This window comes from Streptomyces griseiscabiei (genome assembly GCF_020010925.1).
Taxonomy (GTDB): domain Bacteria; phylum Actinomycetota; class Actinomycetes; order Streptomycetales; family Streptomycetaceae; genus Streptomyces; species Streptomyces griseiscabiei.
Genome location: NZ_JAGJBZ010000002.1, coordinates 176,366 through 195,225 on the forward strand (window position 1 = coordinate 176,366; position 18,860 = coordinate 195,225).

Annotated in this window: 18 protein-coding genes; 12 read left to right on the forward strand and 6 right to left on the reverse strand. The window is 72.9% G+C overall.

Annotation, left to right across the window (positions count from 1 at the left end; genetic code table 11):
• Window positions 1-38: 38 nt before the first annotated feature.
• Window positions 39-2,156 (reverse strand): S9 family peptidase, encoded by a 2,118-nt coding sequence (locus J8M51_RS18350; protein ID WP_086754982.1) that lies wholly within the window; start codon window positions 2,154-2,156, stop codon window positions 39-41.
• A 224-nt stretch (window positions 2,157-2,380) separates the two neighbouring features.
• On the opposite strand from J8M51_RS18350, the gene J8M51_RS18355 reads away from it, so the two are divergent.
• The 8 genes from J8M51_RS18355 to J8M51_RS18390 all read left to right on the forward strand — a co-directional run bounded on the left by J8M51_RS18355 (window position 2,381) and on the right by J8M51_RS18390 (window position 10,155).
• Entirely contained in the window at window positions 2,381-2,575 is a 195-nt protein-coding gene (locus J8M51_RS18355) for a hypothetical protein (RefSeq protein WP_005480627.1), read from the forward strand.
• Between the two features lie 83 nt (window positions 2,576-2,658).
• Window positions 2,659-3,609, forward strand: a complete 951-nt coding sequence (gene mshB / locus J8M51_RS18360) for an N-acetyl-1-D-myo-inositol-2-amino-2-deoxy-alpha-D-glucopyranoside deacetylase (protein WP_179203021.1) — start codon at window positions 2,659-2,661, stop codon at window positions 3,607-3,609.
• Window positions 3,610-3,673: 64 nt separating this feature from the next.
• Window positions 3,674-4,105: a DUF6113 family protein gene (locus tag J8M51_RS18365; protein ID WP_086754981.1), complete on the forward strand. Its 432-nt coding sequence runs from the start codon at window positions 3,674-3,676 to the stop codon at window positions 4,103-4,105.
• 160 nt (window positions 4,106-4,265) lie between these two features.
• A complete protein-coding gene (locus J8M51_RS18370) occupies window positions 4,266-6,422 on the forward strand; it encodes a hypothetical protein (protein WP_179203020.1) in 2,157 nt (718 codons plus the stop codon).
• A gap of 232 nt (window positions 6,423-6,654) precedes the next feature.
• Window positions 6,655-7,629, forward strand: coding sequence for an ABC transporter ATP-binding protein (locus tag J8M51_RS18375; RefSeq protein WP_086754979.1), 975 nt, complete (start codon window positions 6,655-6,657; stop codon window positions 7,627-7,629).
• Window positions 7,626-8,366 carry an ABC transporter permease gene (locus J8M51_RS18380; protein ID WP_086754978.1) on the forward strand — a complete coding sequence of 247 codons (741 nt, stop codon included), beginning with the start codon at window positions 7,626-7,628 and terminating at the stop codon, window positions 8,364-8,366. The genes J8M51_RS18375 and J8M51_RS18380 overlap by 4 nt, the downstream gene beginning before the upstream one ends.
• Window positions 8,363-9,544, forward strand: coding sequence for a sensor histidine kinase (locus J8M51_RS18385; protein WP_086754977.1), 1,182 nt, complete (start codon window positions 8,363-8,365; stop codon window positions 9,542-9,544). The genes J8M51_RS18380 and J8M51_RS18385 overlap by 4 nt, the downstream gene beginning before the upstream one ends.
• Window positions 9,541-10,155 carry a response regulator transcription factor gene (locus tag J8M51_RS18390; RefSeq protein ID WP_086754976.1) on the forward strand — a complete coding sequence of 205 codons (615 nt, stop codon included), beginning with the start codon at window positions 9,541-9,543 and terminating at the stop codon, window positions 10,153-10,155. Before J8M51_RS18385 ends, J8M51_RS18390 begins: the two co-directional genes overlap by 4 nt.
• 55 nt (window positions 10,156-10,210) lie before the next feature.
• On the opposite strand, the gene J8M51_RS18395 is transcribed toward J8M51_RS18390, so the two are convergent.
• Together J8M51_RS18395 and J8M51_RS18400 are read right to left on the reverse strand one after the other, a co-directional pair.
• Complete coding sequence (locus J8M51_RS18395) at window positions 10,211-11,083, reverse strand: transglutaminase-like domain-containing protein (protein ID WP_086754975.1); 873 nt, start codon at window positions 11,081-11,083, stop codon at window positions 10,211-10,213.
• Window positions 11,080-12,120, reverse strand: a complete 1,041-nt coding sequence (locus J8M51_RS18400; protein WP_086754974.1) for a GNAT family N-acetyltransferase — start codon at window positions 12,118-12,120, stop codon at window positions 11,080-11,082. The genes J8M51_RS18395 and J8M51_RS18400 overlap by 4 nt, the downstream gene beginning before the upstream one ends.
• A 140-nt stretch (window positions 12,121-12,260) precedes the next feature.
• On the opposite strand from J8M51_RS18400, the gene fdxA reads away from it, so the two are divergent.
• Both fdxA and J8M51_RS18410 read left to right on the forward strand, forming a co-directional pair.
• Window positions 12,261-12,578 (forward strand): ferredoxin, encoded by a 318-nt coding sequence (fdxA, locus tag J8M51_RS18405; protein WP_086754973.1) that lies wholly within the window; start codon window positions 12,261-12,263, stop codon window positions 12,576-12,578.
• 190 nt (window positions 12,579-12,768) lie between these two features.
• Complete coding sequence (locus J8M51_RS18410; RefSeq protein ID WP_086754972.1) at window positions 12,769-13,869, forward strand: bifunctional succinyldiaminopimelate transaminase/glutamate-prephenate aminotransferase; 1,101 nt, start codon at window positions 12,769-12,771, stop codon at window positions 13,867-13,869.
• A 108-nt stretch (window positions 13,870-13,977) separates the two neighbouring features.
• On the opposite strand, the gene J8M51_RS18415 is transcribed toward J8M51_RS18410, so the two are convergent.
• Window positions 13,978-14,391 (reverse strand): ATP-binding protein, encoded by a 414-nt coding sequence (locus J8M51_RS18415; RefSeq protein WP_086754971.1) that lies wholly within the window; start codon window positions 14,389-14,391, stop codon window positions 13,978-13,980.
• Between the two features lie 338 nt (window positions 14,392-14,729).
• Window positions 14,730-15,686: a heavy metal transporter gene (locus J8M51_RS18420; RefSeq protein WP_216869764.1), complete on the reverse strand. Its 957-nt coding sequence runs from the start codon at window positions 15,684-15,686 to the stop codon at window positions 14,730-14,732.
• A 187-nt stretch (window positions 15,687-15,873) separates the two neighbouring features.
• Between J8M51_RS18420 and dapE the strand changes: the two genes are divergently transcribed.
• Together dapE and J8M51_RS18430 are read left to right on the forward strand one after the other, a co-directional pair.
• Entirely contained in the window at window positions 15,874-16,953 is a 1,080-nt protein-coding gene (gene dapE / locus J8M51_RS18425) for a succinyl-diaminopimelate desuccinylase (protein WP_086754969.1), read from the forward strand.
• Between the two features lie 122 nt (window positions 16,954-17,075).
• Entirely contained in the window at window positions 17,076-17,834 is a 759-nt protein-coding gene (locus J8M51_RS18430; RefSeq protein ID WP_086754968.1) for an LOG family protein, read from the forward strand.
• An 88-nt stretch (window positions 17,835-17,922) separates the two neighbouring features.
• Here J8M51_RS18430 and folP read toward each other — a convergent pair whose 3' ends face one another.
• Complete coding sequence (gene folP / locus J8M51_RS18435) at window positions 17,923-18,783, reverse strand: dihydropteroate synthase (RefSeq protein ID WP_267299320.1); 861 nt, start codon at window positions 18,781-18,783, stop codon at window positions 17,923-17,925.
• Between the last annotated feature and the right edge of the window lie 77 nt (window positions 18,784-18,860).

An 18,860-nucleotide genomic window follows, 5' to 3' on the forward strand; every position in this document is an offset into this window, starting at 1 on the left:
TAGCCCCGGCCCGTTGCCGTGCCCGTGCCTCTTCCCGTCTAGCCGAGTCCCAGCGAGCGCTTCAGGAAGTCCACCTGGAGCAGCAGCAGGTTCTCCGCGACCTGTTCCTGCGGGGTGATGTGGGTGACGCCGGACAGCGGCAGCACCTCGTGCGGCCGGCCGTCCGCGAGGAGCGCGGAGGACAGCCGCAGGGCGTGGGCGAAGACCACGTTGTCGTCGGCGGTGCCGTGCACGATCATCAGCGGGCGGTGCGGCTCGGCGGGGGAGGACAGCCCCTCGCCCGTGATCAGTGAACTCTTCGCGTAGGCCGCCGCGTTCTTCGCCGGATCGCCGAGATACCGCTCGGTGTAGTGCGTGTCGTACAGCCGCCAGTCGGTGACCGGGGCGCCCGCGATGCCCGCGTGGAAGACGTCCGGACGCCGCAGCACCGCGAGGGCCGCCAGCCAGCCGCCGTACGACCAGCCGCGGATCGCCACCCGGGACAGGTCCAGCGGATGCGAGGTCGCGAGGGCGTGCAGGGCGTCCACCTGGTCGTCCAGGGAGAGCGTGAAGTCGCCGTCGATCTCCTTCTCCCAGGCGGGGGAGCGGCCGGGGGTGCCGCGCCCGTCGGCGACGACCACCGCGAACCCCTGGTCGGCGAACCACTGCGAGGTGAGGTGCGCGTTGTGGGCGGCGAGCACCCGGGGGCCGTGCGGACCGCCGTAGGGGTCCATCAGGACGGGCAGGGGGGTGACCCCGTCGTAGTCACTCGGCATAAGCAGGGCGCACGGTACGCGACGTGCGCCCCCCTGTGTAAACCGCACGCGCGGCGACATACCGGGATCTTCCGCATAAGACGCCACGGTGGCCACGGGCTTGCCGTTCCGCAGTACCTGGACCCGGGCGCCCGCCCGCTCCGGGACGGCCGAGACGAGTACGGTCACGCCCCCGGCGCGCACCGCCGAGTGCACGCCGGGCTCCTGCGAGACGCGCTCCACCCCCAGCTCGTTCACCCGATAGACGTGGATCTCACCGATCTCCGGGGCGGCGGCCCGCTCACCGGCCGACGCGGAGACCAGGACGTCGTCGTCGGACACGTCGAGCACCGCGCGGACATGCAACTGCGGTCCGGTCAGCGGGCGTTCGCCGACCGCCAGCACCCGCGCGCCGCCCTCGTCCGCGACACGCACGAGCCGCCCCGACGGACTCCACGCGGGCACTCCGGGGAAAAGATCAAGCCAATGTGGATCTTCGTCGGCGTGCACCATACGGGTCGCCCCCGAGTCCGGGTCCACGGCCAGGAACAGCTGGCTGAGCTGGTCCCGCGCCTGGACCAGGATCAGCGGTGCCCCCGCCGCTGACCAGTGCACATGCGCCAGATACGGATAGCGCGTCCGGTCCCACACCACCTCCGTGCGGGTCCCGGAGAGGTCGATCACGAAGAGCCGTACCTCCGCGTCGGCGGTTCCGGCGGACGGATACGCGACCCGCTGCGGGTCCCTTTCCGGCTGTGCGGGGTCCGAGATCCACCAGCGGCGCACCGGCGTGTCGTCCACGCGGGCCACCAGCAGCCGGTCCGACTCCGGCGACCACCAGAAACCGCGTGAACGGCCCATCTCCTCGGCCGCGATGAACTCCGCCAGACCGTGCGTGACGTTCTCCGGGCCCTCCTCGGTGAGCGCCAGATCCGCGCCGCCCTCCGCCTCGACGACCCGCAGCGCGCCCCGGGCGACGTACCCGACATACCGGCCGTCGGGGGAGGGGCGAGGGTCGATCACCGGTCCGGGGACCTCCAGCTCACGTGTCGTCCCGGCCCGCAGCTCGGACACGAAAAGCCGCCCTGACAAGGCGAAAGAGGCCAGTTCCACGGCCGCGTCGGTGGCGTAGCCGACGATCCCGGCGCCGCCCTCGCGAAGGCGCTCACGGCGTGCGCGCTCCTCGGCCGACAACTCCTCCGGGGCGCCGGCGAGCAGCGCGCCCGGGTCGGCCGCCACGCGCTCGTCCCCGTCCGGGAGGTCCAGCACCCAGAGCTTGTCGGCCCGTTCGGAGCCGGACGAGGACCGCAGAAACACCACGCGGGAACCGTCCGGGGCGATGGAGAACGCCCGTGGCGAGCCGAGGGTGAAACGTTGCGTCCGGGCGTGTCGACGGGGAAAGGACTCGGGCTGGGTCGTCATGCTCCGACCATATTGGCCATGCGCCCCCTTGTGCGGCCGTGCGCCGATCGATGCGCGCGTATGGATAGTTATGATCACTACCGCTGGGTGGGTATGAACCTGCTGGCCGCTGTATGGATTTACAACTGCGTCACCCACGTCACCGGTTGACGACGGCCCCGCCGTCAGCCCTCGACAACTGCTTCGCTCCCCAGGTCCCAGGGAACTTTTGGAGGTGAGCCGCCGTGGCACTCTCGATTTCGGCGGTGGTGCTGCTGGCGATCATCGTCTTCATCCTGATCAAGAAGTCAGGGCTGAAGGCACCACACGCGATCATCTGCATCCTGCTCGGCTTCTACCTCGCCTCCTCGACCATCGCGCCGACGATCAGCGAGCTGACGACCAACATCGCGGGCATGATCGGCAGCATCAAGTTCTGACCCCTCCGGCCGAGGTCCGGCCGTTCCTGTGAATGACCGCGCCCGGCACGGGCGCGGTCGACGGGCCTCGTAGGGTGGGCCCCATGACGGATCTGCCCACCCGCCGACTGCTCCTGGTGCACGCGCACCCGGACGACGAGTCGATCAACAACGGCGCGACCATGGCCAAGTACGCGGCCGAGGGAGCGCGGGTGACGCTGGTGACCTGCACCCTCGGCGAAGAGGGCGAGGTCATCCCGCCCGCTCTCGCGCACCTCGCGCCCGACCGTGACGACACGCTGGGCCCGTACCGGGTGGACGAGCTGGCCGAGGCCATGAAGGAACTCGGCGTCACCGACCACCGCTTCCTCGGCGGCGCGGGCCGCTACCGCGACTCCGGGATGATGGGCGTCGAGCAGAACGAGCGCCCCGGCGCCTTCTGGTCCGCCGACGTCGACGAGGCCGCCGCCCATCTGGTCCGGGTGATCCGCGAGGTCCGCCCCCAGGTCCTGGTCACCTACGACCCCAACGGCGGCTACGGCCACCCCGACCACATCCAGGCCCACCGCGTCGCGATGCGCGCCGCCGGTCTGACCGCCGACCCGGAGTTCCGCCCCGACCTCGGCGCCCCCTGGGACATCGACAAGGTCTACTGGAACCGGGTGCCGCGCGGAGTGCTCCTGGAGGGCTTCGGCCGGCTCCGCCGCGATCTCGCCGAGCCCGGACGGCTGCCGTTCCGGCAGAGCGCGAGCGTCACCGATGTGCCCGGAGTGGTGGACGACCACATCGTCACCACCGAGATCGACGGCACCGGCTTCGCGGCAGCGAAGGCCGCCGCGATGCGCGCGCACGCCACCCAGATCGAGGTCGCCGAGCCGTACTTCGCCCTCTCCAACAAGCTCGCACAGCCCTTCCTCGCCACCGAGTACTACGAGTTGGTACGAGGCAGACGTGAAGGAGGGAGCCGGGAGAGCGACTTGTTCGAAGGGATTCCCGGTATTTCTTCCGAGGAACGGCAGTCTTTCGGGAAACAGCAGAACGGAACGGCCCTGTGATGCGTACGCATGGGTATGACGAACGAGTGGTGCGCGTCCACGGCCGCCGAGAGGCGGGCCGGCGATGACCGCGAAGGACCGGCAGACGGGCGGGCAAGGCAGTGTGCTCGCCCAGCCGTTGGCGTTTCCCCCGGTCGGGCGGGCCGTCGCCCATCTGGGGCTCTTCGTGCTGGGAGCGGTGGTCGGCGTGGCCGGCGGGCTGCTCCAAGCGGCCTGGTTCCCCGGCGGATTGCTGCTCGCGCTGCTGGCCGCGACCGGGCTCTTCCTGGGCGGCGCCCGGGCGACGGGCGGCCGGGCGGGGGCCGTTGCACCGGCCGCCGGCTGGATGATCTCCGTCGTCCTGCTGACGTCCACCCGGCCGGAGGGAGACTTCCTGTTCGGCGCGGGCGCCGGCTCGTATCTCTTTCTGCTCGGCGGCATGGCTGTGGCTGTGATGTGCGCCACCCTTGGGCGGGGGCGGCAACCGACCGGGCCCGACGCCCGACTTGGCAAGTGACGTACCACTTCGCCGCAGTAGACGGGTGCGGGTCCGGTGTGGGTTTCCCACGCGGTCGTGGGAAACGCGCCGGAAGTGGCCAGTATGGTGGTGCGCGCCGCCGAGCTGCCCGCTGAGTTGAGGTCGTGACGGGCGGCGGAGCAAACCGGGAGAACCTGCCTTGAGTCGTGAAACTGACACTTCGTCCTCCGGGGCCAATGGGCGCGGCAGCACCGCGTACCCGTCGGGGACACCGCCGTACGGCACGCCCATGGCCACCGAGGCCGGCGCCGACGCGGCCCGGTCGGGCGCGGGCGAGCGACCGGACGGACCCAAGACCGAGACCACGCTGACGACGCGCGTCCGGATCAACATTCCGGGCTCGCGTCCGATCCCGCCGGTCGTCGTCCGCAAGCCGGTCGGTGACGGCGAGGGCGCCGCGGACGACACCGGATCGATGTCCGTGTCGGAGACCACCGGCACCACGGCCATGCCCGTGTTCACGGACACCCCGGCCCCCGCGCCGGAGCCCGCCGGGCCGGCCGACGACAAGCCCACCAGCGACTGGTTCGCGCCCCGCAAGGGCTCCACGCCGCCCCCGAAGGGCACGGGCGGCGGCGGCCCGAGCAACGGTGCCGGATTCTCCACCGGCTCGATCGGCGGCCCCGGCCAGGGCGCTCCGGGCGGTCCCGGTGCCCGTCCCGGCGGTGCGCAGCCCGGTGGCCCGCGCCCCGGCGCGAGCGCCGGTTCCCGGCCCGGCGGTACGAACGGCGCCGGGCTCCCCGGCGCCACCGGCGGCCAGCCGGTCGCCCCCGGCCACGGCGGCGGCACCGGTTCCTTCGACGTCTCCGCCGCGCTGGCCGGCACCAAGCCCGAGCGCGACGACCTGCCGTACTTCTCCGACGGCGGCGCCCGCCCCGGCGTCCCGAACGGCCGCTCCGGCCCGGCGGGCCCCACCGGCGGCCCCGTCACCGGTGACAGCCCCCTCGGCCCGCCGCCCGGCCAGGGCGGACCCGGCGGCCCCGGCTACCAGGGCAACCCCTTCGGCGGCCCCGAGGACTTCTCCGCACCCGGTGCGGCCGGCGGCTACGCCCGCCCCGGCGGCGGCCTCAGCGACGACACCGCGGTCCTCACCCCGCAACGGCACACCCCCGAGCCGGGCGCCCCGGGCCACGGCGGTCCCGGCCCGCTCGTCGACAACCCCTCCGGGCACACCCTGACCAGCGGTATCCCGGTCGTGCCCCCGGGTGCCCAGGGCACGCCGTTCGGCGCGGGCGGCCCCGAGGGCGCGGTGGGGCACACCCCGCCGAAGCTGCCGGACCCCGGGCCGCAGCAGCAGAAGTCCGGCCCGGCGAAGAACGCGAAGAACACGAAGTCCGCCAAGCCGGCCAAGAAGAAGGGCCGCAGCAAGCTCGGCCTGCTCGTCGGCGGTGTGATCGTCCTCGGCGGCGGTGTCTACGGCGCCGGGCTGCTGATGAACCACTCCGACGTCCCCAAGGGCACCACCGTCCTCGGCGTCGACATCGGCGGCGGCACCCGTGACGAGGCTGTCAACAAGCTCGACGCGGCCTTCGGCAAGAGCACGAACAAGGCGCTGAAGCTCACCGTCGACGGCGAGACCGTCTCCCTCCGGCCCGACCAGGCCGGACTCCAGTTCGACAAGCAGGCCACGGTCAGCGCCGCCGCCGTCAGCGACTACAACCCCGTCTCGGTGATCGGCTCGCTCTTCGGACAGCAGCGGGTCGTCGCACCCGTCATGCCGGTCGACGAGGAGAAGCTGGAGGCCGCCCTGCAGCGCGCGGCCGGCGGCGCGGGCTCGTCGAGCGACGGCACGGTCAAGTACGAGGCCGGCAAGGCGGTCGCCGTCTACGGAAAGGCGGGCAAGGGCATCGCGGTCGGCGAGTCCACGGAGGCCGTCGAGGAGGCCTACCGCGCCCAGGTCGAGACCGGCAAGGCGGCGGCGGTGCCGCTCCCGACGACCACCAAGGAGCCGTCGGTCGGCAAGGCCGAGGTCGACCGGTTCATGAAGGAGTTCGCCAAGCCGGCCATGTCGGGCAACGTGATCGTCCAGACGGACGCCGCGCACAGCATCCCGATGAGCCCGGAGAACTCCCTCTGGAAGTTCCTCACCGTCAAGACCGTCGACGGCAAGCTCGTCGACTCCTACGACGAGAAGGCCCTCAAGGAGCTCTACGGCGGCACCTTCGACGGCGTCCTCATCACCCGTGGCACGGGCGAGAAGACTCCGGTCACCGTCGAGGACGTCTACGGCGCCCTCCGCCAGGCCCTGAAGAGCACGACCAACCGCACGGCGGTCATCGAGACCGACCCGAGCTAGGGCGTGTTTCGGAAGTCCCTTCTGCTCTCCGGGCGACGAAGGGACTTCCGAAACACGCCCTAGCCGGTCCGGCACGGCACACGTGGAGGGGGCGCCCGGTACTCACCGGGCGCCCCCTCCACATGTGCGCCGCCGTCGCCCCTGTCACCGTCCCCGGTATGACTTCTGTCATCCCGCCTTCAGGACCCCCGACACTGCCGCCCGCACCCCCCGCCCGCCGACGATGGTCCCCATGACGACGACCACGACGACGACCACGGCGGCGGCCACCGGCACCGCGGTGGTGGGGTTCGACAACGTGACGAAGGCGTACGGCGACGTACGGGCCGTGGACGGCCTGACGCTCGCCCTGTACCCGGGGGAGACCGTGGCCCTGCTGGGCCCGAACGGGGCCGGCAAGTCCACCACCCTGGACCTGCTGCTCGGCCTGAAGAAAGCCGACAGCGGCACGATCGGCCTCTTCGGCACCAGCCCGCGCGAGGCGATCACCGCCGGACGTGTGGGCGCCATGCTGCAGAGCGGCGGCCTGATGGACGAGGTCACGGTCGCCGAGCTGGTCCGCCTCGCCTGCGACCTGCACCCGAGGCCGTACCCGGTCTCCGAGGTCCTCGCCCGCGCCGGCATCGCCCAGATCGCCGACCGCAAGGTCCACAAGCTCTCCGGCGGCCAGGCCCAGCGCGTCCGCTTCGCCCTCGCCACGGCGGGCGACAGCGATCTGATCGTCCTGGACGAGCCCACCACCGGCATGGACGTCTCCGCCCGCCAGGCGTTCTGGGCCACCATGCGCGAACAGGCCGACCAGGGCCGCACCGTCCTGTTCGCCACCCACTACCTCGAAGAGGCCGACGCCATCGCCGACCGTGTGCTCGTGCTGCACCGGGGCCGGCTGCTGGCCGACGGCACCGCGGCCGAGATCAAGGCCAGGGCGGGCGCCCGCAGGATCTCCTTCGACCTGCCCGACGACGGCACCGTCGACGAGGCCCGGCTGCGCGGCCTCCCCTTCCTCGCCACCCTCACGGTCTCCCGCAGCGGCTCCGCCGCGGGCTCCGGCCGGACCGTCCGCATCCAGTCCACCGACGCCGACGCGACCGTCCACGCCCTCTACGGCCTCGGCCTGTACCCCCGCAACCTCGAAGTCACCGGCCTCGGCCTGGAACAGGCCTTCGTCGCGATCACCGCCGCCGAGGAGGCGAAGCAGCAGTCATGAACAGCCTCATCAAGCTCGAACTCGTCCGCGCCCTGCGCAACCGCAAGGCCATGTTCTTCTCGGTGCTCTACCCGTCGCTGCTGTTCCTGCTGATCGCGGGCAGCGCGAGCAACACGGACGAGCTCGGCGACACCGGTCTGACCCTGCCGACGTACATGATGGTCTCCATGGCCTCCTTCGGCGCCCTGACGGCCGTCCTGATGGGCAACAGCGAACGCATCGCCAAGGAACGCGAGGGCGGCTGGGTACGGCAGCTGCGGCTGACGACGCTGCCCGGCCGCGGCTACGTCCTCGCCAAGACCGCGAGCGCGGCCGTGGTCAGCCTGCCGTCCATCGTGATCGTCTTCGTGGTGGCCGCCGTGGCGAAGGGCGTACGCCTGGACGCCTGGCAGTGGCTCGCCCTCACCGGCGCGATCTGGGCCGGCAGCCTGGTCTTCGCCGCGCTCGGCGTCGCCCTCGGCTACCTCGCCACCGGCGACGCGGTCCGCCCGATCACGATGATCGTCTACTTCGGTCTGTCGATGCTCGGCGGTCTGTGGATGCCGACGACGACGTTCCCCGAGTGGCTGCAGGACATCGCGAAGTGGGTGCCCACGCACGCGTACGCTGCCCTGGGGCAGGCCATCGAGCAGAGTCGGGCCCCGCACGCCAGGGACCTCGTCATCCTGGCCGTCTCGTTCGCCCTGTTCGCGGGCGGCGCGGCCTGGCTCTACCGGAAGGACACGCTGAAGGCGTGAGCGGCGTCGGCATCGGGCAGCGCCCGCAGAACCGCAGGCAGAGGGCGATCAAGTTCCTCTGGACCGGGATCTGGCTCGCCTATCTGAGCGCCCCCGTCAGCGATCTGCTGCACGGGGGCCACAGCGACGGAGTCGTCGTCCTCGGCTGGATCGGTCTGGTCGCCTTCGTCGCCTGGTACTTCGCGCTGATCTTCCGCACCGGCCGCCGCGACACCACCGGGCCGGTGCTCGGCGCGCTGGCCGTCCTCGCCGCGCAGTCCACGGTCCTCGCCCTCAGCCTCGGCCGCGAGTGGCTCGTCCTCTTCGTCTACGTGTCGGTGGCCTCCGGCGCGGCCCTCCCGCTCCGGCTCGCCCGCTTCACGATCCTGGCGGTCTCGGGCCTGCTCACGGCCATCGCCCTCGCCGTACCGGAGGGCGAGGCCTACCTCGCCTCCCTGCTCCTGCCGGCCCTCCTCGGCGGCTTCTCCATGACCGGCGTCCGCGAACTCATCCGCACGACCCAGGAACTGCGCGAGGCCAGGGCCACGGTCGCCCAGCTCGCCGCCAACGAGGAGCGGTTGCGCCTCGCCCGCGACCTGCACGACCTCCTCGGCCACTCCCTCTCCCTGATCACCCTCAAGAGCGAGCTGGCGGGCCGGATGCTCCCGGACCACCCCGACCGGGCCGCCCAGCAGGTCGCCGACATCGAACAGGTCAGCCGCCAGGCCCTGGTCGACGTCCGTGAGGCCGTCACCGGCTACCGCCGCCCCCGTCTCGGCGCGGAACTCGCGGGCGCCCGCGACGCGTTGACGGCGGCCGGCATCACCGCCGACCTCCCCGCCGCCCCCGACCTCGCCGACGCTCCCGAGGACAGCGAGTCCGCCCTCGCCTGGGCCCTGCGCGAGGCCGTCACCAACGTCGTACGGCACAGCGGCGCCCACCGCTGCACGGTGGACCTCGTCCGCCGCCAGACCCTCGACGGCCCCGTGCTCGAACTGACCGTGGACGACGACGGAAGGGGAGTTCCGGCCGGTACCCCGGGTGAGGGCACGGGCAGTGGTCTGGCGGGCCTCACCGAGCGGCTGGCGAAGGTCGGCGGCACCCTGGAGGCGGCCCCGTCCCCGCACGGGTTCCGGCTGGTCGCCCGCGCCCCCGCCGCACCCCGGGACCCGAACGCGGCCGTAGGATCCGGCGCATGACCCGCACGATCAAGGTCCTGCTCGCCGAGGACCAGTCGATGGTCCGCGAGGCCCTGGCCGCCCTGCTCGGTCTGGAGCCCGACATCGAGGTCGTGGCCCAGGCCGCCCGGGGCGACGAGGTGCTGGCCGCCGCCCGCGCCCACGACATCGACGTGGCCCTCCTCGACATCGAGATGCCGGGCGCGACCGGCATCGAGGCGGCGGCCCAGCTCCACCGGGCTCTCCCGGCGGTGAAGCTGGTCGTCCTCACCACCTTCGGCCGCCCCGGGTACCTCCGCAGCGCCATGGAGGCAGGCGCCGACGCCTTCCTGGTCAAGGACGCCCCCGCCGCGCAACTCGCGGACGCGGTACGCCGGGTGCTGGCGGGCGAACGGGTCATCGACCCCACCCTCGCGGCGGCGGCCCTCGCCGAGGGCGCGAACCCCCTGACCGACCGCGAACGCGAGGTCCTGCGCGCCGCGGCCGACGGCTCCACCAACGCCGAACTCGCCCAGGCCCTGCACCTCTCCCAGGGCACGGTCCGCAACTACCTGTCGACGGCGATCCAGAAACTGGCGGTCCGCAACAGAACGGAGGCGGTGCGGACGGCAAGGGAGAAGGGCTGGTTGTAGAACGAGACAGGGAGAGCGGCCCGCCGGACGGACAGGCACTCTCAGCCGGCCACCCTCAGTTCAGCAGAGCCCGGGCCGCCCCCGCCTGCCGCCGCACCTTCTCCGCCGCGCCCTCGTCCACCCCGGCCACCACCTCCGCGTACTCCTCCAGCGCGACGGCACCGCGCACATACTCCCCGCGCTGCACCAGCAACCGCGCCCACTCGTACCGCAGCCGCGCCGGATGCGAGGGCATCGCCAGCGACAACTCCAGCGCCCACAGCGCGACATCCGTCCGCTCGGGCCGGGCCGCCGCCCACGCCCGTACGTTGTTCAGGACGCGCACCACCACGTCCAGCGGGTCGGCGGGGTCCAGCATCCCGGGGGCCGGCGGAGCCCCCGTCGCCCCCGCGACCAGCAACTCCGCGTCGCTCCCGGTCAGTACCCGCCCCCCGTCGAACGGATCGGCGAGCACCTGCTCCCCGGGCGGCCCGAACCCCACCACGAAGTGCCCCGGCAGCGCGACCCCGTACACGGGCGCCCCCGCCCGCCGGGCCACCTCCATCCACACCACCGACAGCAGGATCGGCAGCCCCCGCCGCCGCCGGAGCACCTGGTGCAGCAGCGACGACTCCAGCCGCTGGTAGTCCCCGGCGGAGCCACGGAACCCGCACCGCTCCCCGAGCAGTCCGGCCGCCGCGACCGCCCAGGCGCGGGGGTCGCCGGGCCGGTAGGGCATCAGCCCGGCGAGCCGGTCGAGTTCGATCTCGGCGGCGTCGATCCCCGCGTCGTCCAGCGCGCCGTCGCCCGCCGCCCCCACCAGCAGACACAGCACGGCCAGGTCGGGCCGCTCGGCCCGCGCCTGCGCCGCGAACCGCCGCCGTACCTCGGCGGCCCGCTCCGCCCCGGGCGGACGCGGCCCCGGCCCGGCCGGGTGATGCCCGCTCACGACGATCCGGCCGAGCGTGAGCCGGCGCCGGAGCCCTCGGTCGCGCTCCCGGGCTCCCGGTAGTGGTGGTACGAGTGGTGCGCCGCGAACCCCATGCCCCCGTACAGGGCCCGCGCCCCCACGTTGTCCGCCTCCACCTGCAGCCAGGCGGCGGAGGCTCCCTCGTCCAGGGCCCGCCGCGCCAGCGCCGCCATCACGGTCGTGGCGAGCCCCTCCCGCCGCCGCGCGGGGTCGACCTCGACGGCCGCGAACCCGGCCCACCGCCCGTCCACCACGCACCGCCCGATCGCGGCGGGCCCCGCGCCCTCCGCGCCCGGCACGGTCGCGAACCACACGGAGGGCCCGCTCCCGAGCACCTGCAGCGCGACCTCGCCGAGGCCCTTGCGCTGGTAGCGGCCGAGCCACGCCTCGTCGGCCGTCCGGGACAGCCCCACCCCGGCCGTCTCCCGGTCCGCGACCGGTGCGAGCGCCCCGATCCACAGCTCGGCGGTGACCTCACGGACCCAGCCCCGGTCCGCCACCTCCGCGCACAGCAGCTCCTGCGTGCCCTCGGCGCCGGTGGCGAGCTGCAGGTACGCGGGCAGGCCCCGGGCCGCGTACCAGCCGCGTACGGCCGTCAGCGCCTCGTCCAGGGGCGTCCCGGGATCGCCCAGCGGCAGCACCGAGTTGGCGCGCCGGGTGAACCCGGAGGCGGCCCGCAGCTCCCACTCACCGAGCCGCTCCCGCTCGACCGGCTGCCAGGCCCGCGCGGAGACGTGCGCCAGTTCCGGGTACGAGGCGGCCGGGCCGCGGCGCCGGGCGGGGGCGGCGGGCACGGTCTTCCCCGCCACCAGCGACGACTCCTCGATGCGTACCCGTTCCCCGTTCCGACGGGTGATCAGCAGGACGCCGTCGTCCCATGATGTGAGAACACCAACCGTGTCAGTGAATTTCCCACCCTCGGCGGCATCCTCGTCGACGCGCCGTACGGAGACGCGTTTGCCCACGTCAGCGGCGGAGACACGGATCTCCAGACGTCCACCGGCAGAGATTTCCACAGGTCCGTCCACCCCTCCTGTTCGGATCATGCCCAGGAACGGAGATACTAGGTGCGGGCATCGACGACGCCGCGCTCCCGCGCGCCAGGCGGCGGAGCCTGAGGAGGCCCGCCGGCGCCCTATCGAGGAGGAACGACAGCGTGACCTACGTCATCGCGCAGCCTTGTGTCGACGTCAAGGACAAGGCGTGCATCGAGGAGTGCCCGGTCGACTGCATCTACGAGGGTCAGCGGTCCCTCTACATCCACCCGGATGAATGCGTCGACTGCGGTGCCTGCGAGCCGGTGTGCCCGGTCGAGGCGATCTTCTACGAGGACGACACCCCGGAGGAGTGGAAGGACTACTACAAGGCGAACGTCGAGTTCTTCGACGAGCTCGGCTCGCCCGGTGGTGCCAGCAAGCTCGGTCTGATCGAGCGTGACCACCCCTTCGTCGCCGGACTGCCGCCGCAGGCCTGAGAGCGACGCCGCGGGCCCGGGGCACGGCCCCGGCCGCCCCGCATCCGCGCCGCCTCGGTCCCGTACGGTCCGATCACCATGATCGCCGTACGGGACCGGGGCGTTCGCCGTACGAGCGGTACGTACGTGTCCGTCGCGCCGCTCGGGGACGTACGTACGGCAAGACGTACGAGAAAGTGAGCCAGATCCCGTGTCCGCAGTCAGCGACCGCCTTCCCGCCTTCCCCTGGGACAAGCTGGAGCCGTACAAGGCGACGGCCGCCGCGCATCCCGGTGGCATCGTCGACCTCTCCGTCGGCACCCCGGTCGACCCGGTGCCCGACCTGATCCAGAAAGCGCTGGTCGCCGCGGCGGACTCGCCGGGCTATCCGACCGTCTGGGGCACCGCCGAACTGCGCGACGCGATCACGGGCTGGCTGGAGCGCCGCCTCGGCGCCCGCGACGTCACGCACCACCACGTCCTGCCGATCGTCGGCTCCAAGGAACTGGTCGCCTGGCTCCCCACCCAGCTGGGTCTCGGCCCCGGCGACCGGGTCGCGTACCCGCGCCTGGCCTACCCGACGTACGAGGTGGGCGCCCGGCTCGCCCGCGCCGGGTACGAGGTGTACGACGACCCGACGGACCTGGACCCGGCGGGTCTCAAGCTGCTCTGGCTGAACTCGCCGTCCAACCCCACCGGCAAGGTCCTCTCCCGGTCCGAGCTGACCCGGATCGTGGCCTGGGCCCGTGAGCACGGCGTCCTGGTCTTCTCCGACGAGTGCTATCTGGAGCTGGGCTGGGACGCCGACCCGGTCTCCGTGCTCCACCCGGAGGTCAACGGCGGCTCGTACGAGGGCATCGTGGCCGTCCACTCGCTCTCCAAGCGCTCCAACCTGGCGGGCTACCGCGCGGCCTTCCTCGCCGGTGATCCGGCGGTCCTCGGCCCGCTCCTGCAGATCCGCAAGCACGGCGGCATGATGACCGCGGCGCCCACCCAGGCCGCCGTGGTCGCCGCCCTCGGCGACGACGCGCACGTCCAGGAGCAGCGCGCCCGTTACGCGGCCCGCCGCGGGGCCCTGCGCGAGGCCCTGGAGGCGCACGGCTTCCGTATCGAGCACAGCGAGGCGAGCCTCTACCTCTGGGCCACCCGGGGCGAGTCCTGCTGGACGACCGTGGCCCACCTCGCCAACCTCGGCATCCTCGTGGCCCCCGGCGACTTCTACGGCACGGCGGGCGACCGCCATGTCCGCGTGGCCTTCACGGCGACGGACGAGCGGGTGGCGGCGGCGGTGGAGCGCCTCACCCGGGCGTAGCCGCGCCCGCGCACACGCCGAAGGGGCCCGGGGGAACTCCCCGGGCCCCTTCGGCGTGCGGAAGGCCGGTCGACGGCTGGTCGGCGGCCGGCCGAGCGGGTTCGCGGATCAGCCGAGCGGGCTCTTGGCCGGCAGCTGGCCCGTCGGCAGCCCGCCCTTCGTCGCCGTCTTGGTGGTGTCACCCAGCACGGTGCCGGCGGACCCGGCGGTCTCGCCGGCGGCCTTCTGCGCGACGGGCGTCGTCGTCTTGACGGCCTTCCCGCCGGTCTTGCTCACGGTCGGCAGGGTCTGCTTGGCCGCCTTGCCGCCGGCGTCGCTCGCGACCCCGGTGACGTTCTGCGTCGCGCCGTCCACGGTGTTACCGGCGTTCGCCCCGTCCACGGCGGACAGGCCGCCGAGGTTCGCGGTGGCCGGGAGTTCGGGCGCCGCACTCGCGGAGCCGGCCGCACCGACCACGGAGGCCGCTCCCGCTGCGGTCAGCAGCGCGGCACGGGCGATCCGGCGGGTCAGGGGGAGGGACATGGTGCTCCTTAGACGGACTAGACAGAAAGAACGGTGAAGTGTCCTGCTGAGCCCGGGAGTTGAGCCGATCGTCGGAGTCGATCGTTCCGGGCTCGGACGCAGTGACTACCGCTCGAAGTCCGTGAAGGTTGCGGCGGCCCGACGTAAAGAGTTGGCAATGCGTCGCATGATCAAATGGGGATTCAGTCGGACAAACGCCGCCCGGTCCGACGGTCTGCCGAATCCTTACGGCGCTGTGCTCCCAAGGGATCCCGGCAGACGGGGGTGAGCAGGTGAAAACCCGCGCACCCCGTCCACTCGACGCGCCGCGCCTCCCCCGTAAGGGTGAGCCGCGCGGCCTACTGTCCAGTGACGATTCGGACCTCGGTGGCGGCGGCCGGCACGGAGCCCGCCACGCCCACGGCCTTCCGCCACGCCCCGGCCCGGCCCTCGGCGACCCACTCCCGGCCCGCGTAGGTGACCCGCTCGACGCCCAGCCGGGAGGAGTTGGCCACGGCCCAGTGCGCCAGCTCCCAGCCGCGCTGCCGGACCTGGTCGGCGTCCCCGGCGTCGGTGAGGGGGATGGTGACGGTCCCGGCGGCGGGGGAGGCGCTCGGACTCGGCGTCGGAGTGGCCTGTGCGGAGGCACCGCCCTCGCCGGCGCCGCCCTCGCTGTCGACGACCGCCCCGGCCGACTCGAAGGAGTCGTCCCCGAAGTCCCGCGCGAGCGCGCCGCGCACGGCCTCGGGGCCGCCCGTGTAGGTGGTGCCGGTGCCGGTCGTCTCCCGGCGCCCCTCGCACGTCAGCGTGGCCGCCGACCGGCCGGTCAGCGCGGCGGCGAGCAGGGTGGCGTCGGGCTCGTGCTTGGCGTACGCCTCCGGATAGCCGCTGCGCTGCACCCGCTGGGCGGCCACCGTCAGCGGCAGCCGCTCGTAGTCGGCGACCTTCACGAGATGCTCGTAGAACTCGCCGGCCGAGTACACCGGGTCCTGGATCTGCTGCTCGGTGCCCCAGCCCTGCGAGGGCCGCTGCTGGAAGAGGCCGAGGGAGTCCCGGTCGCCGTGCGCGATGTTGCGCAGGCCCGACTCCTGGAGCGCGGTCGCCAGCGCGATCGTCACGGCCCGCTCGGGCAGCTCGCGCGAGGTGCCGACCGCCGAGATCGTCGCCGCGTTCGCCGCCTGCTCGGGTGTGAACTCGTACGACTTCCCGTCGTCCGTCCCGGACACGACCACACACCGCGGTGTGCCGTTCCCCCCGGTCAGGTACTGCACGGTGAGATACGCCCCGATCGCGGCGAGCACGACGAAGGCCGCCATGAACTGCAGCACACGACGGCCGCGACGGCGAGGGCGGGGACCTGGGGGGAAGGGGTACGGCTCTGGCACGCGGTCCAAGGTACTGGAGAGTAATGGTCCACGTGCAGGAGTTGTGAACACAGGGACGGGGGACACCTGATCCGCTCGCCGGGCGGCCCCGCCCCGGCGGCGCGTTAGGGTCGGGGACATGGCCGAGACCCCCATTGACCTCACGCTGGACGCCGCACGGCTGACCGCGCAGCTCGTCGACTTCCCGTCCGAGAGCGGCACCGAGAAGCCCCTCGCGGACGCCATCGAGACCGCCCTGCGCGCCCTGCCGCACCTCACGGTCGACCGGTACGGCAACAACATCGTGGCCCGCACCCACCTGGGCCGGGCCGAGCGCGTGGTCCTGGCCGGCCACATCGACACCGTGCCCATCGCCGACAACGTCCCCTCCCGCCTCGACGAGGACGGCGTCCTGTGGGGCTGCGGCACCTGCGACATGAAGTCCGGCGTCGCGGTCCAGCTGCGCGTCGCGGCCACGGTCCCGGCCCCCAACCGCGACCTGACGTTCGTCTTCTACGACAACGAGGAGGTCGCCGCCGACCTCAACGGCCTCAAGCATGTCTCCGAGGCCCACCCCGAGTGGCTGGAGGGCGACTTCGCGGTCCTCCTGGAGCCCACCGACGGCGAGGTCGAGGGCGGCTGCCAGGGCACCCTGCGGGTCCTGCTGACCACCAAGGGCGAGCGCGCCCACTCCGCCCGCGGCTGGATGGGCTCCAACGCCATCCACGCGGCGGCCCCCATCCTGGCCCGGCTGGCCTCGTACGAGCCCCGTTACCCGGTGATCGACGGCCTGGAGTACCGCGAGGGCCTCAACGCGGTCGGCGTCCGGGGCGGCGTGGCGGGCAACGTCATCCCGGACGAGTGCGTGGTGACGGTCAACTTCCGCTACGCGCCCGACCGCAGCGAGGAGGAGGCGATCGCCCATGTCCGCGAGGTCTTCGAGGACTGCGGTGTGGACGGGTTCACGGTCGACGACCACAGCCCCGGCGCGCTGCCCGGTCTGTCCCACCCGGCCGCCGCGGCCTTCATCGAGGCGGTCGGCGGCACGGCCCGGCCCAAGTACGGCTGGACGGACGTCTCCCGCTTCAGCGCCCTGGGCGTCCCGGCCGTCAACTACGGCCCCGGCAACCCGCACTTGGCGCACCGGCGCGACGAGCGGGTGGAGACGGCGAAGATCCTGGCCGGCGAGGAACGCCTGAGGTCCTGGCTGACGGCGTGAGCCAACGGCGTGGGACGTCCCGGGCATGACGGCACATCGCGGCGGACATGCTCACGTCCCCCGTCCGTAACCCGGATGGATCTACGCTGAGGTGAACCACCAGCACGGCGGAGGGAGCGGACATGGCGACCGGCAACCCCGAGGGCAAGAAGCAGCCACCGGACGAGCAGCGGCTGGGGCCGGTGCTGCGCAGACGCGGCCAGGTCCAGGCGAGCACCACGGACCAGCGGCTGCTGGACGCCGGAGGCCCCTCCGACTGGGTCCACACCGACCCCTGGCGGGTCCTGCGCATCCAGTCGGAGTTCATCGAAGGCTTCGGCACCCTCGCCGAACTCCCGCCCGCGATCAGCGTCTTCGGCTCCGCCCGCACCCCGGCCGGCTCACCGGAGTACGAGGCGGGCGTCCGGCTCGGCCGCGGGCTGGTGGAGGCCGGTTTCGCCGTCATCACGGGCGGCGGTCCCGGTGCGATGGAGGCGGCCAACAAGGGCGCCCTGGAGGCGGGCGGCACCTCCGTCGGCCTCGGCATCGAGCTGCCCTTCGAACAGGGCCTCAACCCGTACGTCGACATCGGCCTCAACTTCCGCTACTTCTTCGTCCGGAAGATGATGTTCGTCAAGTACGCCCAGGGGTTCGTGGTCCTCCCCGGCGGCCTCGGCACCCTCGACGAGCTCTTCGAGGCCCTCACCCTCGTCCAGACCCAGAAGGTGACCCGCTTCCCCATCGTCCTCTTCGGCGAGTCCTACTGGAGCGGCCTCGTCGACTGGCTCACCCACACCCTCATCGCCCAGGGGAAGGCCGCCGAGAAGGACCTCTCCCTGTTCCACGTCACGGACGACATCGACGAGGCGGTGGCCCTGGTCTCGAAGGAGGCGGGCAGGTAGGGACGGTTGCGGTCCCGCGCCCCTTGTTCCCCGGGGCGCGGGCAACCGCGCGAGTAGCCCCACCGGCCCCGCGCCGGCCGGCCCGCCCCTACGCCAGCCCCCGCCGGGCGACCGCGGGCCCCCGCCACCCCGCGATCGCCCCCACCATCTCCACCACCTGCCGGGTCTCCGCGACCTCATGCACCCGGTACACCTGGGCGCCCAGCCAGGCGGAGACCGCGGTCGTGGCCAGCGTCCCCACCACCCGCTCCTTCACCGGCTTGTCCAGGGACTCGCCCACAAAGTCCTTGTTGGACAGCGACACCAGCACCGGCCACCCGGTGGCGACCATCTCCCCCAACCGCCGGGTCGCCTCCAGAGAGTGCCGCGTGTTCTTCCCGAAGTCGTGCCCCGGATCGATCATCACCGACTCCCGGGGCACCCCCAGCGCGACCGCCCGCTCCGCCAGCCCCACGGTCACCCGCAGCACATCGGCCATCACATCGTCGTACTCCACCCGATGCGGCCGGGTCCGGGGCCGCGCCCCACCCGCGTGCGTGCACACCAGCCCCACCCGATACCGCGCCGCCACCTCCGCGAGCCGCGGATCGACCCCGCCCCACGCGTCGTTCAGCACATCCGCCCCGGCCTCGCACACGGCCTCCCCGACCTCGTGCCGCCAGGTGTCGACGCTGATGACCACCTCGGGGAACCGCCGCCGCACCTCCGCGACGAACCCCACGGTCCGCCGCGCCTCCTCCGCCGCGGTCACCTCCTCGCCGGGTCCGGCCTTCACCCCGCCGATGTCGATGATCGCCGCGCCGTCCGCGACCGCCTGCTCCACGCGCGCGAGGGCCGGCTCGTCCCGGAAGGTGGCCCCCTGGTCGTAGAAGGAGTCCGGCGTCCGGTTCACGATCGCCATGATCACCGGCTCGTGCGGGCCGAATTCCCGCTTGCCCAGCCTGAGCATCCGCTGTGACCTCTCCCCGTACGTTCCATGGATCGTCGGCCTTGCCCGGCCGCCTGCGACCTTAACTGTCAGACTCG